Source organism: Sphaerisporangium perillae (assembly GCF_023276435.1).
Classification (GTDB): Bacteria; Actinomycetota; Actinomycetes; order Streptosporangiales; family Streptosporangiaceae; genus Sphaerisporangium; species Sphaerisporangium perillae.
This window is the reverse complement of record NZ_JALLPO010000053.1, coordinates 37,667-53,624: the sequence shown is the minus strand read 5'-3', so window position 1 is coordinate 53,624 and position 15,958 is coordinate 37,667. Positions and strand designations below refer to the sequence as shown.

Here is a 15,958-nt window from a genome sequence, read left to right as displayed (position 1 = left end):
GTGGTCGGGGGCGGGAGATGGGGGGTGAGGAAGGCTCTGAGGGGGGCTTGGTGGCGAACGGGGTCGCGCCATTGGGCCAGGAGGTCTTCCAGGAGGTGGCGCTCGCCGATCTGCTCGCCGTGACGCCAGGCGCGGACGACCGGGTGGAGGAAGGCGCTCTCGTGCGCCCGGTCGGGGGTGGGATGCCGCTGGATGGCGAACACGTCGTCGTAGCGGTCGCGCCCCCACCGCAGGGTGACCGTGAAGTACAAGGAGTGCCCGGCGAACCGTTCGACCGCGTAGTCCTCAGGCAGGTCCGCGTGGTGGACGATGTGGCGCGCCGGCCGGTCCTCGGCGGGGTTCCCGGAGTGGGTGAGGTGTCCGGAGGGCTCTTCGACCACGTAGACGTCGCACAGGTACTCGAACTGGGTCCATAGCGCCGAGCTGTGGTTGACCCGGTCGAGGATGGTCTCGGTCAGCCGGTCGGGGTCGGCGGGCAGGACCTGCCGGTCGAGCGGGGTCCCCTCGTACCGTTCGGCGAGCAGGGTGGCCAGGGTGCGCAGGTTGTAGCGGAAGCCGTCGATGAAGGCGGAGGAGGCGCGCTTGAAGTCGCGGGCCTGCATCAGCGTGCCGGCGAAGTAGAGGCCGTCGACGTTCACCGACTGGAAGTCGGGGCGGATCGCCGGGATGCGGCCGTTGGGGGCGAGTTCGGGCCGGCAGGAGGTGCCGAAGAGGGTGGTGTCCATGGTGAAGCCGGTGCAGCGCACCACCGCGTCGTACTCCAGCAGGGCTTGCTCGCCCTCGGCCAGGGTGTAGGTGATGGCGGCCTTGTACCGGTCGCCTTCGCGCCAGAGCCGGTCGACCTGGCATTCCAGGACGCCGTGCAGCGTCTTGAACCAGTAGCTGTCGAGGAAGGCGCCGTACTGGCCGCGCACGTGGCCGGGGTGCTTGCTGGTCCAGGCGAGCTTGACGGGGCTCGGGCTGGCCAGGTGGATGACGGCGGCGTGGCCGAGCATGGCCTGGGCGGTCTCGAACGCCGCGTTGCCCTTGCCGATGATGAGGACCTGCTGCCCGGTGTAGTCCTCTCCGTTGATCGAGACGTCCTCGTACCCGACGGCCAGCTCGATGCCGGGAATGTCGGGAACGTACGGGCCGCCCCAGCCGGTGGCCATGATCAGGCACTCGGCGCGGAACACCTCGTCTCCGGCGTGGGCCACGAAGACCCCGTCCACCTTCTCGACGTGGTCGACGGGCATGGAGAAGCGGACGTTCAGCTTGTGCTCGCGCTGGAAGTCGGCGAGGTATCGGAGCAGGTCCTCCGCGCTCGGGAAGTACTCCTGCGAGTACCGCGGGAACAGCAGGTCCGGCGAGTCGTTCAGCAGGGAGTTCCAGTCCCAGCGCAGCGCGATCTCCGGGTCCTTGTCGGTGATGTGCACCTTGTTCAGTGAGATGAGCCTGCGGTGGCGCGGGTAGCGGCGGAAGAAGCCGCCGGGGGCGTCCCCGCGTTCCAGCGTCAGGTAGTCGGCGCCGCCGCGCTGCAGGAAGTAGCTGAGCTGCAGGCCGGCGGGCCCGGCCCCGACGATCAGGTAGCGGTGGACGTGGTCGCGGTGTTCCGTGGACGTCATCGGCTCAGGCCGGGGCGATCGCGCAGCGGCAGGTCATCGCCGCGCGTTCGGCGGGATTGGGCCGGCGGTGCAGCCACATGGCCACCACCATGGGCGCGAACACGATCGCGTTGTAGAACAGGTGGAGCTCCACGCGCGGCACCAGGAGCTGGATCACGCTCGTCGGCACCGGCCTGCCCAGCAGGTTGTTCCCGGTCAGCGCCTGGAGCAGCAGCAGGAGGTGTTCCAGGTGGTGCCACACCTGGATGCCCAGCGAGATGTTCCACCAGGTGCGGGCCCGCCCGGTGAACCCGCGCCGCAGCACGATCAGCCCCGCCAGCATGAGCAGCGCGTAGCCGTAGTGCATCCACTCGGAGGTCACCAGCCAGGGGAACGCCAGCCCGAGGACGCCGCGCGCCTCGGGGATCGGCCAGCCCAGCGCGTAGATCTGCACGGCCTGCGCCACGTGCTCGGCCCAGTGGGCCAGCACGATCACCAGGAAGACGTTCAGCCCGAGCCGGTGGCGGTCGGTGTTCAGCGACGTGAACGGCGCGGCCCTGGGCGGTAACGCGCTCGACTGGCTGGCCATGGGGGATCCTCCGCGATCGTTCGGGTTCTGTGAGCCGTCGGCGCGGGGGTCGCGCGCCGGGGCTCCGCACGGCAGGGGTCGGATGCTTCCGGCCGGCGCGCCGGTGGGCGCCGGCGTCAAGAGCGACCTTGTGATTCGGCGAGCAGCGCCAGGTAACCGTCGGCGACGATGCGCTTCGCCCGGGCGGCGTACAGGGCCGGATCGTCGGGGGCCACCGTCGCGAGGCCGTCGACGTAGCGGTTGTACATGCAGAACGCCGCCGCGATGAGCACGGTGTCGTGGATCTCCAGGTCGGTTGCGCCGGCCGCGCGGGCGGTGTTCACGTGCTGCTCGGAGACCTCGCGGCCGCCGCGCTGGACGGCGCCGGCGATGCCCAGCAGGGCTCTCAGCTTGGGCGGGATCGGCGCCCCGTCGAGGTCGGCGCGGACCTGCTCCACCAGCTCCATGCCTTCCGGCAGCTGCGCCGCCGCGTAGGCGGCGTGCGAGGAGAAGCAGTAGCGGCAGTGGTTGAGCGCCGAGACGTACGCCGCGATCAGCTCGCGCTCGCCTCGCGTCAGCGTGCTCTCGCCGCGCAGCAGCACCTCCACCAGCTCGTTGAGCGGGCGTGCCGTCTCCGGGCGGAACCCGAAGAGGCCGCGGATACCCGGTTCGTCCGTGTCGAGAGTGATGTGGGGCATGGTCGCTCCCTCGCCGTCAAGGAGTAGCCGTCAAGGAGTGGAGGCCTTTCGCGCAGCCCCGGGGATTCATTACGTCCGACAAACGTTCATGCTCGCCATATGACCACCCGGCTGTCAATGGCTCTTTTCGGCCACCCCTAATTCCTTCCCTGACCCCCCTTTAATCGCGTTGTTTCATCCACATGGCTATACGGTAAGTCTGTCCTCACTCTCTTGTTTGACCGCAATGCCCGGCGTAGCGTCACCGTCGCCCCCAAAACGATCCGCACCATCATGAGGAGGCCGTCCATGTCCGAACACCCGAATGTCAACCCCGTCCGTGAGATTTACGACGCGATCGCCAAGGGCGATCTGGACTACATTCGCGACAGCCTCCTCGCCGAGGACGTCTCCTTCCACGTACCGGGCCGTGGCCCGCTGGCGGGGACCTACAGCGGCAAGGACTCCGTGCTCGGATACCTCGCCAAGCTCGCCGAGCACACGGGGAACTCGCTGCGGTACGACCCGGACACCTTCCTCGCCGACGACGGCCACGTGGCGGTGCTGCTCCGTATCCGCGGCGACCGGGACGGCAAGGACCTGGACGAGCGCGGCGTGCACGTGTTCCACGTCTCGGGCGGGAAGATCACCGAGCGCTGGAGCTTCCCCTACGACACGCACGTCATCGACGAGTTCTTCGCCTGAGCGAACCCGACACGGTTCTCCCGCGGTCACCCGGTCTCCGCCGAGCGAGTCGGCGGCGGCCGGGCGGCCCCGGCCGCCCTGCCACCTGCTCCGCGTGGCCCCGGCCGCCGGGCTCAGGACGCCGCCGGTTCCGGCGCGTGGTCCTCGCGCTGCGACTCGGCGAACACCGCGAGGTAGCCCCCGGTCATCTTGGCCCGGGCCGCGTAGACGCCCGGATCGTCCGGGGCGAACGTGGACAGCCCGTCGACGTAGCGGTTGTACATGCAGAACGCCGCCGCGATGAGCACGGTGTCGTGGATCTCCATGTCCGAGGCGCCGGCCGCGCGGGCGGAGTTCACGTGCTGCTCGGACACCGCCTTGCCGCTCTGCTGCACCGCCGCTGCGATGGCCAGCAGCGCTCGCAGTTTGTCGGAGACCGGCGCCGTCGACAGGTCAGCGCAGACCTGTTCCACCAGCGACATCCCGTCGGGTGAGCGCACGGCCGCGAACGCCGCGTGGGTGTAGAAGCAGAACCGGCACTGGTTCAGCGCCGACACGTAGGCCGCGATGAGCTCGCGTTCCCCCCGGCTCAGCGTGCTCGGGCCGCACAGCAGCACCTCCGAAAGCGCGTTCAAAGGGAGCGCGGTATCCGGGCGGTAGCGGAACAGGCCGCGGATTCCCGGCTCGGTGGAGTTCAGGGCGATGTGCGGCGCGGAGGGGCTCTGGCCGCCCAGCGGCACCAGTGGGGGCCGCGCCGGCCACTCCAGCCCGCACGAGAGGCCGGCGGTGTCGGGCAGGGTCGACACGTCGACGGTGACATTCGAGCGGACCGGTAAGGCCACTGCGTTAGTCATTTCATAACCCTTCTTTCGGCTGTCAACTGATCTCGCACGACCAACTCTGCGCTCGGCGCCATCCCGCGGAACAGGGGAATGGGAGTCAGCAAAATGCCGTCAGGAATCCGTTTCCTGCCAATTTCTCCCCTTGACTGGGGTGATCGCGGGCAGGTGCGCATTCGAGAAGTTGCTCCGTCCGATGCCCGGAGGTGACGCTCGGAGAACGGGTGGTGCCGATCTGGAGGGGCGACGTGGCGGACGAGTTGTATCTGAGGGTCGTACGCGGCAATCCCACTCCTGAGGAACTGGCCGCGCTGATCGCCGTCCTGAGCGCCCGCGCCTCCTCGGCGGCGCAGGCGGAGGCCGACGCGTCCGCCTGGCTGGACGGCTCCCGCACGATGCGCAAGCCGTCCGCGCCCAGTTCCAACCCGGCGGCCTGGCGCGTCAGCGGCTGGGCCGGCTGACGGCTCCCCGCCCGCGAGCTCGAGCCCCCGCCGGCGCGGGGGCTTCATTCATGTCGAGGGCTGATCGTCCGCGCCGGTAAGACGGACCATTACCGATCATCACTGAGCTTCGCAATCAGGGAGATGTGCCGTAACTATCCGGCATATCACCATGAAATGGTCCAGCTGGTGTGTGGAACCGTCATCGGCTGATGGCGAAGACGAGGAGCATTATGTCCACCCTGTTGGGTTCACTGCGCAGGCTCATGCTGACTCCATCGCTGACGGATGTGACTTTCGGCGTGCGCGGCTTTCCGGCCATCCCTTCGGAGGCGACCCGGCGGCTGGAAGCGATTCCGCAGGCGGTGATCTGTGGATTCGAGTGGGGAATCGACGCGCGCGACCAGTGGGAGGTCGAGCGCCGCCTGAGCATGGTCGAGCAGGAATTGCGCGGATTCGCCTATGAGGGCGCGACGATGGCGTTCACCGTGCTCGACGCGATGGCGGGCGGGCGCGGCCACCGCACCCGCGACCTGCTGCTCGGGCCCGGGCAGCCGCACATCTTCCTCACCTATATCGGCATCGGTTTCGCCATGGCGCGCCTGCCCCGGCCGCTGTGGAAGAAGGTCATGCCCGACCTGACCGGCTCGGCGTACTACCCCACCATGAGCTGGCTGGCGGTGGACGGGTACGGGTTCGACCGCGCCTACTTCGACACCCGTCGCTGGGTCGACGAGCAGCGGGTCCCGTCGCCCTACGCGTGGGAGGGCTCTCCCGGCTACTTCCTGCGGGCGGTCGACCAGGGCATCGGCCGGGCGCTGTGGTTCATCCACGGCGGGCACGTGCCGGGCATCGCCGCGCGGGTGGGCGGCTTCGCCTCGCACCGGCAGGCCGACCTGTGGAGCGGCGTGGGCCTGGCCGCCACCTTCGCCGGCGGCTCCACCGCCGAAGGGCTGGCCGCGCTGCGCGAGGCGGCCGGCGAGCACCGGCCCGAACTGGCGCAGGGCGTGGTGTTCGCCGCCAAGGCGCGGAGCTTCTCGGGCTTCGTGCCCGAGCACACGGAGGTGGCCACCGGGGCGCTGGCCGACCTGTCCATCGACGGCGCGGTCGCGCTCGCCGACGCCACCGCCGTGGCGGCCGGCGGGTCCGGCGCGCTCCCGGCGTACGAGCTGTGGCGGCGCGCGGTCCGGACGCATTTCGCCGCCTCCGGGGACCGCATTCCCGGCTGACGGCGCCGTCACGGGGCCGAAAGACGATCGCGCGGGCGGTGGGATTTCCTTTTTCCGGCCGGGTGGTCTTTTCGTCATGCCCGGAAAAGGAATCGGACCTCGGGCGGATGAGCACGTTTGAAGTGGACCGGAAGTCGGCCCATATGAGTACATTTTTACAAAAGATTATCCCACGGAGCAGGGAAACCCCCGGGGGAGGGAGAGGCAATTGGCCAGCCTTCTGAGGTCACTGAGACGCCGTATTATCACACCCGACGTCTCGGAGACGAGACTCGCGACGCGTGGTTTCCAGGTGAAAAGCCCGGAAGCCCGTGATCTGCTGGAAACGGTCGGCGAAACGTTTCTCACCGGTTACGCCTACGCGGCGGAGGCGCGTACTCCCGCCGAGGCCGAGGAGCGCCTGGAGCAGATCCCGAGGCGGTTCCGCGGGTTCGCCTACGAGGGCGCGGGCATGGCCTTCGCCATCCTCGACGCGACGCCGCTGTCGATCGGGCCCAAGGTGGCCGGCTGCCTGGCCGGGCGGGGCGACGGGCAGATCTACCTGATCTACGTCGGCATCGGCTGGGCCATGGCGCGGCTGCCCCGGATGCTGTGGTCGAAGATCCACGCACCCGACCCGCTGCTGCGGTGGCTCGCGCTCGACGGATACGGCTTCCACCAGGCCTACTTCCGCACGGAACAGTACGTGCACGGGCAGTACCAGGACCCCCGCTTCCCGTGGCCGGCCGGCGGCCCGCCGGGGTACGCCAACCGTGTCATCGACCAGGGCATCGGCCGGGCCATGTGGTTCGTCGGAGGCACCGACGTGGAGCTGGTCGCCACGATGATCGGCCGGTTCCCCGAGTCGCGGCGAGGCGACCTGTACGCCGGCGCCGGGCTGGCCGCGACCTACGCCTGCGGCGCCGAGGAGGACGAGCTGCGCCGGTTCTGGGAGCTGGCGGGCCCGTACCGGCCCCAGCTCGCCCAGGGGTCCGCGTTCGCCGCCGAGGCGCGGGTGCGGCCGGGGCTGGTGGTGCCCGCCACCGAGATCGCGACACGGGTGTTCTGCGGCGTGACGCCGGAACAGGCGGCGCGGATCAGCAACGAAGCCCGTCCCGAGCAGCCTTTCCAGGGTGATGTGCCGGCCTATGAGGTGTGGCGGCAGCGCATCGCCGACCAATTTGTCTCTCTTGGAGGTGTTAGCCCGTGACTGCGACCCTTGGCTGGCTGCGCAGGCAGCTACCGGGAATCGTCGCTCTCGTGCTGGTCGCGACGGTCTTCTTGATCGCCCGTCTGCCCTCGTACTCCGTGGCCGAGACGGCGACCATCGCGAGCAAGTTCTCGTTCAAGCCCCTGTCCATCGCGCTGCCCAGTGGCTACACCCAGCAGACGATCCGCAAGGTGAACAAGGACTACACGCACATCGACGCCTGGATCTCCTCGGTCGGCGCGGCCATCGCGATGAACGACCTCGACGGTGACGGGCTGTCCAACGACCTGTGCATCGTGGACACGCGCATCGACCAGGCCGTGGTGACGCCGACCCCCGGCGCCGCCGGCGCCAGGTACGCGCCGTTCGCGCTGAACCCCGGCGCGCTGCCGATGAACGACCACATGGCGCCCATGGGATGCGTCCCCGGTGACTACAACGAGGACGGCCGCATCGACCTGCTGGTCTACATGTGGGGCCGCACGCCGATCGTGTACCTGGCCAAGCCGGGCGCGACCAGGCTGGACGCCGGCGCCTACCAGGCGACCGAACTGGTGCCCGGCGCCAACTCGGCGAACGGCGAGTACACCGGGCCGCAGTGGAACACCAACACCGCCACCGTCGCCGACTTCGACGGCGACGGGCACGACGACATCTTCATCGGCAACTACTTCGCCGACAGCCCCGTCCTCGACCCCACGGTCAGCGGCGGCGTGCACATGAACCACTCGATGTCCGACGGCCACAACGGCGGCGAGGACTACTTCTTCCGCTGGACCGGGTCCGCCACGGGTGCGACGCCGTCGGTCAGCTACCAGAAGCTCGACAACGTCCTGTCGGAGGTGGCCTCGAAGGGCTGGGAGCTCGGCGCCGCCGCCAACGACCTGGACGGCGACCAGCTTCCCGAGCTGTACCTGGCCAACGACTTCGGTCCTGACCGGATGTTCTACAACCGCTCCACGCCCGGGCACATCAAGCTGTCGCCGGTCGAGGGCGTGCGCTCGCCGATCATCCCCAAGTCCAAGACGGTCGGCAACGACTCCTTCAAGGGCATGGGCGTGGACTTCGGCGACCTGAACCACGACGGCCTGTACGACATGTTCGTCAGCAACATCACCACCTCGTGGGGCATCGAGGAGAGCAACTTCCAGTACATGTCCACGGCGAGCGACAAGGCCGACCTGACCGCCAAGCTGCGCGCCGGCGAGGCCCCGTTCAAGGACGTGAGCGGCACCTCCGGCACGGCGTGGTCCGGCTGGGGCTGGGACATCAAGATCGAGGACTTCAACAACAGCGGAGAATCCCAGATCGCCCAGGCGACCGGGTTCGTGAAGGGGCAGACCGACCGCTGGCCGCAGCTCCAGGAGCTCGCCACCGCCAACGACCAGCTGCTGCAGAACCCGTTCTGGTGGCCGAACGCGCGCGCCGGTGACGACATCGGCGGCAACCAGACGCTGCACTTCTTCGTGAAGGGCCCGACGGGCCGCTACGTCGACCTGGCCCACGAGCTCGGGCTGGCCATCCCGGTGCCGACGCGCGGCATCGCCACCGGTGACTCCGACGGGGACGGCCGCCTGGACTTCGCCGTCGCCCGCCAGTGGGACGCCCCGGTCTTCTACCAGAACCAGAGCCCGCAGACCGGCGCCTACCTCGACCTGAAGCTGACCCGCGACGCCGCCCCGTCCCCCGGGACGCTGCCCGCGGCCGGCTCGCCGGTCACCGGCGCCCAGGTCACGGTCACCACCGCCGACGGGCGCACGTTCATCGGCCGCGTCGACGGCAGCAGCGGCCACTCCGGCCGGCGCTCCACCGACGTCCACATCGGCCTCGGCCAGAACGTCACCGGGCCGGTGAAGACGCACATCCGCTGGCGTGACCGCACGGGACAGGTGCACGACCAGGATCTACAGCTCACCACGGGCCGGCACTCGCTGACGCTCGGCCAGCAGGCCAAGGAGAAGTGATCGACATGTCTGAGAAGAAGCCGAGCGCGCCGCCGCGCCATGACCCGAAGGTCATCACGGCTCTGCGCAACTTCGCGATCTCGATTACGGTCTTCAACATCTTGGGCTACACCGTCCTCGGCTTCGAGCAGCCGTGGCTCTGGCCCTTCATCGCGCTGGCCACCGGCTACTCCACCGAGATCGGCCTTGAGTACATCGGCGCCCGGGTGGAGGGACGCGCGCCGCGCTACGCGGGCGGCGGATTCAAGGGCCTGGTGCAGTTCCTGTACCCGGCGCACATCACCAGCCTCGCGATGAACATGCTGATCTACGTCAACGACCAGATCTGGGTCCTGCTCTTCGGCGTTGTCGTCGCCGTCGGCGCCAAGTGGGTGCTGCGAGCACCGGTCAAGGGCCGGATGCGGCACTACATGAACCCGTCGAACTTCGGCATCGGGGTCATCCTGCTGGTCTTTCCCTGGGCCAGCATCGCCCCGCCGTACCACTTCACCGAGCACACCGACACCTGGTTCGACTGGATCATCCCCGGCATCATCATCATCGGCGGCACGATGCTCAACGGGAAGCTCACGAACCGGATGCCGCTGATCGCCGGCTGGGTGGGCGTCTTCGCGCTCCAGGCCATCGTGCGCGGCGTCTTCTTCGACACCTCCATCCCCGCCGCGCTCGGGATGATGACCGGCGTCGCGTTCGTGCTCTTCAGCAACTACATGGTCACCGACCCGGGAACGAGCCCCTCCAGGCCCGCCTCCCAGGTGGCCTTCGGCGGCGGCATCGCCCTGTTGTACGGGCTGCTGACCGCCGTGCACATCTCCTACGCCCTGTTCTTCGCCACCGCCGGCGTCTGTGCCATCCGCGGCGGGTTCTTCTGGGCGCTGCACTTCGTCAACAAGGCGCGCGAGCAGCGTGAGGCGCAGGCGGCGCTCAAGGCGGTGGCCGAGTTCCCGGTCGACCAGGTGCCGGCCGCGGCTTCAGGGAAAGAGGTCGCGAACGTATGACCAGGATCGCGATCGTCGGCATGGCGTGCCGATATCCGGACGCCACGTCGCCCAGAGAGCTCTGGGAGAACGCCATCGCCGGTCGCCGCGCCTTCCGCAGGCTGCCCGACGTGCGCATGCGACTGGAGGACTACTGGAACGCCGACCCGGCGCACCCGGACACCTTCTACGCGCGCACGGCCGGAGTCATCGAGGGCTACGAGTTCGACCGCGTCGGATACAAGATCGGCGGCAGCACGTACCGCTCGACCGACCTGACGCACTGGCTCGCCCTCGACATGGCGGCCCTGGCGCTGGCGGACGCGGGTTTCCCCGCGGCGGAGGGCCTGCCCCGGGAGCGCACCGGCGTGGTCGTCGGCAACACCCTGACCGGCGAGTTCACCCGCGCCAACGTGATGCGCCTGCGCTGGCCGTACGTGCGCCGCACGGTCGCCGCGGTGCTGCAGGACCAGGGCTGGGACGACGACCGGCTGGCCACGTTCCTCGCCGACTTGGAGGCCACCTACAAGAGCCCATTCCCTGAGATCGACGAGGACACCCTCGCGGGTGGCCTGTCCAACACGATCGCCGGGCGCATCTGCAACTATTTCGACCTCAACGGCGGCGGCTACACCGTCGACGGGGCGTGCTCCTCCTCGCTGCTGTCGGTCACGACGGCGTGCAAGGCGCTCCTGGACGGGGACATCGACGTCGCGCTCGCGGGCGGCGTCGACCTGTCCATCGACCCGTTCGAGATCATCGGCTTCGCCAAGACCGGCGCCCTGGCCAAGGGCGACTTCCGGCTGTACGACCGGCACTCCAACGGCTTCTGGCCGGGCGAGGGCTGCGGCATGATCGTGCTGATGCGCGAGGACGAGGCCGTCAAGGCCCGCCGCCGCGTGTACGCCACCATCGCCGGCTGGGGCATCTCCTCCGACGGCAAGGGCGGCATGACCCGGCCGGAGGTCAGCGGCTACAAGCTCGCGCTCAAGCGCGCCTACGACCGGGCCGGTTTCGGCATCGAGACCGTGGAGCTGTTCGAAGGCCACGGCACCGGCACCGCGGTCGGCGACGCCACCGAGCTGACGGCGCTGTCGGAGGCCAGAGCCGAGGCCGACTCCTCGGCCACGCGCGCGGCGGTCACCTCCATCAAGGGGATGATCGGGCACGCCAAGGCCGCCGCCGGGGTCGCCGGCCTGATCAAGGCCGCGATGGCGGTGCACGAGCAGGTGCTGCCGCCGGCCATCGGCTGCGTCGAACCGCACGACGTCCTGGCCCGCGACTCGGCCACGCTGCGCGCGCTGCGCAAGGCCGAGCCGTGGCCGGCCGGCGCACCGGTGCGCGCCGGCATCACGGCGATGGGGTTCGGCGGCATCAACACCCACGTCGTGCTGGAGAAGACCGGCCCACGCCGGCGCGCGCCGCTCTCGACGCGCACCAAGACGCTGGCCTCCTCGCTCCAGGACGCCGAGCTGCTGCTCGTCGACGCGGGGTCCCCGCAGGCGCTGCGCGAGCGGATCGCCGAGCTGGCCGACTTCGTGATCAAGGTGTCGTACGCCCAGCTCGCCGATCTCGCCGCCACGTTGCAGCGCGACCTGCGCGACCTGCCGTACCGCGCCGCCGTGGTGGCCTCCTCGCCCGAGGACGCCGAGCGGCGGCTGCGGGGCGTGCTGGAGGCCCTGGACGCCGGCGAGACGCGGCTGTTCGCCCCGGACGGCCGCGCGTTCTACGGCCACGCGGACGGGCCGGGCCGGGTCGGCTTCCTGTTTCCTGGTCAGGGATCGGGCCGGGGAACCAGCGGCGGCGCGCTGCGCCGGCGCTTCCCCGAGGTCGATGAGCTCTACGTGCAGGCGGACCTGCCCACCAGCGGCGACATGGTGGCGACCGCCGTCGCCCAGCCGCGCATCGTCACCGGGTCGATGGCCGGGCTCCGCGCCCTGTCCATGATCGGTGTGGAGGCGGACGTCGCGGTCGGCCACAGCCTGGGCGAGATCTCGGCGCTGCACTGGGCCGGCGCGCTGGACGAGGAGGCCCTGCTGCGCGTGGCGGGCTTCCGGGGCAAGGCCATGACCGAGCACAGCGCGTCGGGCACCATGGCCGGCGTCCGCGCGACGCCGGACACGGTGACCGAGCTGGCCGGCGACCTGCCCGTCGTCATCGCCGGGTACAACGGGCCCGACCAGACGGTCGTCGCCGGTCCCGTCGACGCGATCCAGGCGTTCGGCCGCAAGGCCGCCGACGCGGGGCTCAAGTGGACGCAGCTCGCGGTGTCCCACGCGTTCCACTCGCCGCTGGTGGCGCCGGCGGCCGAGGCCCTCGACGCCTACCTGGCCGAGGAGGACTTCGGCCCGGTCGCGCGGCCGATCGTCTCCACGGTGACCGGGGAGACGCTGACGCCGGACACCGACGTCCGCGCGCTGCTGCGGACCCAGATCACCGCGCCCGTCCTGTTCACCCAGGCCGTCGAGGCGGCGGCCAAGGACATGGACCTGCTCGTCGAGGTCGGCCCCGGCCGGGTGCTCAGCGGGCTCGCCGCGTCGGTGACCGACGTGCCCGCCGTCGCGCTGGACAGCGACGACGAGTCGCTGGCCGGCCTGCTCAGGGTGGCCGGCGCGGCCTACGTCGCCGGCGTGCCGATCGTCCACGACGAGCTGTTCCACGGCCGGCTCGTCCGGCCGCTTGAGGTCGGCGCCGAGTTCACCTTCTTCCAGAGCCCGGTGGAGCAGGCGCCGCAGGTGCAGATCCGCGGCACCGTCCAGCGGTCCGCCCAGGCCGCGGCGCCCGTCGCCGCCGAGGCGCCGCAGCCGGTGGGGGAGGCGGGCGAGTCCAGCATCGACCTGCTGCGCCGCCTCGCCGCCGAGCGCGCCGAGCTGCCGCTGGAGATGGTCGGCGCGGACAGCAGGCCGCTGGACGAGCTGCACCTCAGCTCGGTCACGGTGATGCACATCATCGACCAGGCCACCCAGCGGCTGGGCGTGCCCGCGTCCCAGGCGCCGACCAACCTCGCCACGGCGAGCCTGCGCGAGCTGTCCGAGGCGCTCGACGCGCTGGCCGCGAACGCCGGGTCCGCCGAGGCGGCTCCGCTGTCCGTGGTCGCCGGAGCGGCGTCCTGGGCACGGCCGTTCGCCGTCGACCTCGACGCGCTGCCCCTGCCGGCCCGCACCTCGCCGCAGGAGAACGGCCAATGGCAGCTGTACGCGGCCGGGGACTCCCCGCTCGCCGGGCCACTGCGCGAGGCGCTCGAACGCGGGAAGGTCGGTTCCGGCGTCCTGGTGGTCCTGCCGCCGGACTGCGCGGAAGAGCACCTGGAGCAGGCGCTGCTCGGCGCGAAGTCGGCCATCGCCGGCGCGGCGGGCACCCGGTTCGTCGTGGTGCAGCACGACCGCGGCGCCGCCGGCCTGGCCAAGACGCTGCAGCTGGAGGCCCCGCACCTGCGCACCACCATCGTCCACGTCCCGGCGGCGCCCGAGGCGGTCGCCTGGGTGGTGGCGGAGGTGGCCTCGACCACCAAGTTCGCCGAGGCGTTCTACGACGCCGAGGGTGTGCGGCGGGTGCCGACGCTGCGGGCCATGCCCGTACGGCCGGCGCGTACCGTCCAGCCGCTGGACGGGACCGACGTGCTGCTGGTGACCGGCGGAGGCAAGGGCATCACCGCCGAGTGCGCGCTCGCGGTGGCCGCCGACAGCGGGGCGAAGCTCGCCGTCCTCGGCCGCTCCGACCCCGCCGCCGACGCCGAGCTCGCCGACAACCTGCGCAGGATGGCCGGCTCCGGCGTCACGGTCCACTACGCGCGGGCCGACGTCACCGACCCCGCGCAGGTGCGCGCCGGGGTCGCCGAGCTGGAGGCGGCCCTCGGGCCGGTCACGGCGGTGCTGCACGGCGCCGGCCGCAACGAGCCGAGCGGGCTGACCGGCCTGGACATGGCCGCGTTCCGGCGCACGTTCGCTCCGAAGATCGACGGCCTGCGCAACGTGCTCGACGCCGTCGAACCCGGTCGCCTGCGCCTGCTGGTGACCTTCGGCAGCATCATCGGCCGCGCCGGCCTGCACGGCGAGGCGCACTACTCCACCGCCAACGACTGGCTGGCGAGCCTCACCTGCGAGGTGGGCGAGGCCAACCCCGGATGCCGCGCCATCTGCATGGAATGGTCGGTCTGGTCCGACGTCGGCATGGGCGAGCGGCTCTCGGTCGTCGAGGGCCTCGCTCGCAAGGGCATCACGCCGATCTCCCCCGAGCAGGGGGTGGGGATCATGCGGCGGCTCGTCGCCGACCCCGACGCGCCCACCGTTGTCGTGATCAGCGGGCGTACCGAGGGCATCGACACCGTCCGCTACGACCTGCCGGCGCTGCCGCTGCTGCGGTTCGTCGACAAGCCGCTGATCCACTACCACGGCGTCGAGCTCGTCGCCGAGGCCGAGATGAACGCCGGCACCGACCTCTACCTCGCCGACCACCTCCTGGACGGCAACCTGCTGTTCCCGGCGGTGTTCGGCATGGAGGCCATGGCCCAGGTGGCCGCCGCGGCCACCGGGCGGGACGCGGCGCCGGTCATCGAGGAGGCCGAGTTCCTGCGGCCGATCATCGTGCCGCCGGAGGGCAGCACCACCATCCGCGTCGCCGCGGCCGTCACCGACGACGACACGGTGGAGGTGGCCATCCGCAGCGCCGAGACCGGGTTCGAGGTGGAGCACTTCCGCGCGCGGCTGCGCTACACCGAGGACGGCGTCCCCGCCGGGCCGCCGGACCAGATCGGCGAGGGCCTGCCGGCCGTCCCGCTGGACCCGCCGAGCGAGATGTACGGCGACGTGCTGTTCCAGGGCGGGCGGTTCCACCGCCTGCGCCGCTACCACAGGGCCGCCGCGCGGCACGTCGACGCCGACGTGGCCGCCGTGGACGCCAGGGACTGGTTCGCCGGCTTCCTGTCCGGCGAGCTGCTGCTCGGCGACCCGGGCATGCGCGACGCGCTCATGCACGGCAACCAGGTCTGCGTGCCGGACGCCACACTGCTGCCGGTCGGGATCGAGCGGGTGTACCCCGGCGGCGCGGCGCTCGCCGACGCGGGGGTGCTGCGCTATTGCGCCACCGAGCGGTTCCACGAGGGCGACACCTACATCTACGACATCGCCGTGCGCACCGCCGCCGGCGAGGTCGTCGAGCGGTGGGAAGGCCTCCGCCTGCAGGCGGTGCGCAAGAAGGACGGCAGGGGCCCGTGGGTCGCCCCGCTGCTCGGGTCATACCTGGAGCGCACGCTCGAGGACCTGACCGGCGCCCGGGTGGCCGTCGCCGTCGAGCCCTTTGCCCCGGGCGGCTCCGGCACCGCGGCCGAGCGGGAGGCCCGCACGGCCGTGGCCGCCGGGCGCGCCGCCGGTCACCCGGTCGAGGTCCGGCAGGACGCCGAAGGGCGGCTGGAGATCGACGGCGGCCGTACGGTCTCGGCGTCCCACGGGGCCGGGGTCACCCTGTGCGTCGTCGCCGCGGGCCCGGTCGGCTCCGGCGTCGAGCCGGTCGCCGAGCGGACCGCCGCGGAGTGGGCCGACCTGCTCGGCACGCACGCGCCGCTCGCCGAGCGGATCGCCACCGAGACGGGCGAAGGCCTCGACACCGCGGCGACGCGGGTGCTGGCCGCCGTCCGGGCCCTGCGAAGCGCCGGTCACCAGCCGAGCGCGTCCCTCACCCTCAACCCCGCGCGGCGGGACGCGTGGGCCGTCCTCTCCTCGGACGGCGTGCGGGTCTCCACGCTCGTCACGGCCCTCCGGGACGCCCCCGGCCCGGTCGTGTTCGCGGTCCTCACGGAAGGGCGGTCCTAGC

11 protein-coding genes are annotated in these 15,958 nt (G+C 71.1%); 7 read left to right on the top strand and 4 right to left on the bottom strand.

Annotation, left to right across the window (positions count from 1 at the left end; translation table 11 throughout):
* The 3 genes from MYF83_RS36725 to MYF83_RS36715 all read right to left on the bottom strand — a co-directional run.
* Positions 1-1,604 (bottom strand): NAD(P)-binding domain-containing protein (locus tag MYF83_RS36725; protein WP_248965416.1); only part of this gene is annotated, 1,604 nt, incomplete at its 3' end.
* 4 nt (positions 1,605-1,608) lie between these two features.
* A complete protein-coding gene (locus tag MYF83_RS36720; RefSeq protein WP_248965415.1) occupies positions 1,609-2,172 on the bottom strand; it encodes a hypothetical protein in 564 nt (187 codons plus the stop codon).
* Between the two features lie 116 nt (positions 2,173-2,288).
* A complete protein-coding gene (locus MYF83_RS36715; protein ID WP_248965414.1) occupies positions 2,289-2,849 on the bottom strand; it encodes a carboxymuconolactone decarboxylase family protein in 561 nt (186 codons plus the stop codon).
* 288 nt (positions 2,850-3,137) lie between these two features.
* Here MYF83_RS36715 and MYF83_RS36710 point away from each other — a divergent pair, with 288 nt between their 5' ends.
* Positions 3,138-3,533, top strand: coding sequence for a nuclear transport factor 2 family protein (locus MYF83_RS36710; RefSeq protein WP_248965413.1), 396 nt, complete (start codon positions 3,138-3,140; stop codon positions 3,531-3,533).
* Between the two features lie 113 nt (positions 3,534-3,646).
* Here MYF83_RS36710 and MYF83_RS36705 read toward each other — a convergent pair whose 3' ends face one another.
* A complete protein-coding gene (locus MYF83_RS36705; protein ID WP_248965412.1) occupies positions 3,647-4,366 on the bottom strand; it encodes a carboxymuconolactone decarboxylase family protein in 720 nt (239 codons plus the stop codon).
* A 209-nt stretch (positions 4,367-4,575) separates the two neighbouring features.
* On the opposite strand from MYF83_RS36705, the gene MYF83_RS36700 reads away from it, so the two are divergent.
* The 6 genes from MYF83_RS36700 (at position 4,576) to MYF83_RS36675 (ending at position 15,957) form a co-directional block, all read left to right on the top strand.
* Positions 4,576-4,812: an acyl-CoA carboxylase subunit epsilon gene (locus MYF83_RS36700; RefSeq protein WP_248965411.1), complete on the top strand. Its 237-nt coding sequence runs from the start codon at positions 4,576-4,578 to the stop codon at positions 4,810-4,812.
* A gap of 212 nt (positions 4,813-5,024) precedes the next feature.
* Complete coding sequence (locus MYF83_RS36695) at positions 5,025-6,020, top strand: DUF1702 family protein (RefSeq protein ID WP_248965410.1); 996 nt, start codon at positions 5,025-5,027, stop codon at positions 6,018-6,020.
* A gap of 208 nt (positions 6,021-6,228) precedes the next feature.
* Complete coding sequence (locus MYF83_RS36690) at positions 6,229-7,209, top strand: DUF1702 family protein (protein WP_248965409.1); 981 nt, start codon at positions 6,229-6,231, stop codon at positions 7,207-7,209.
* Positions 7,206-9,173, top strand: a complete 1,968-nt coding sequence (locus tag MYF83_RS36685; RefSeq protein ID WP_248965408.1) for a CRTAC1 family protein — start codon at positions 7,206-7,208, stop codon at positions 9,171-9,173. The genes MYF83_RS36690 and MYF83_RS36685 overlap by 4 nt, the downstream gene beginning before the upstream one ends.
* Before the next feature lie 5 nt (positions 9,174-9,178).
* Positions 9,179-10,171 carry an enediyne biosynthesis protein gene (locus tag MYF83_RS36680; protein ID WP_248965407.1) on the top strand — a complete coding sequence of 331 codons (993 nt, stop codon included), beginning with the start codon at positions 9,179-9,181 and terminating at the stop codon, positions 10,169-10,171.
* Positions 10,168-15,957 carry a type I polyketide synthase gene (locus MYF83_RS36675; RefSeq protein ID WP_248965406.1) on the top strand — a complete coding sequence of 1,930 codons (5,790 nt, stop codon included), beginning with the start codon at positions 10,168-10,170 and terminating at the stop codon, positions 15,955-15,957. The genes MYF83_RS36680 and MYF83_RS36675 overlap by 4 nt, the downstream gene beginning before the upstream one ends.
* Position 15,958: the final 1 nt, after the last annotated feature.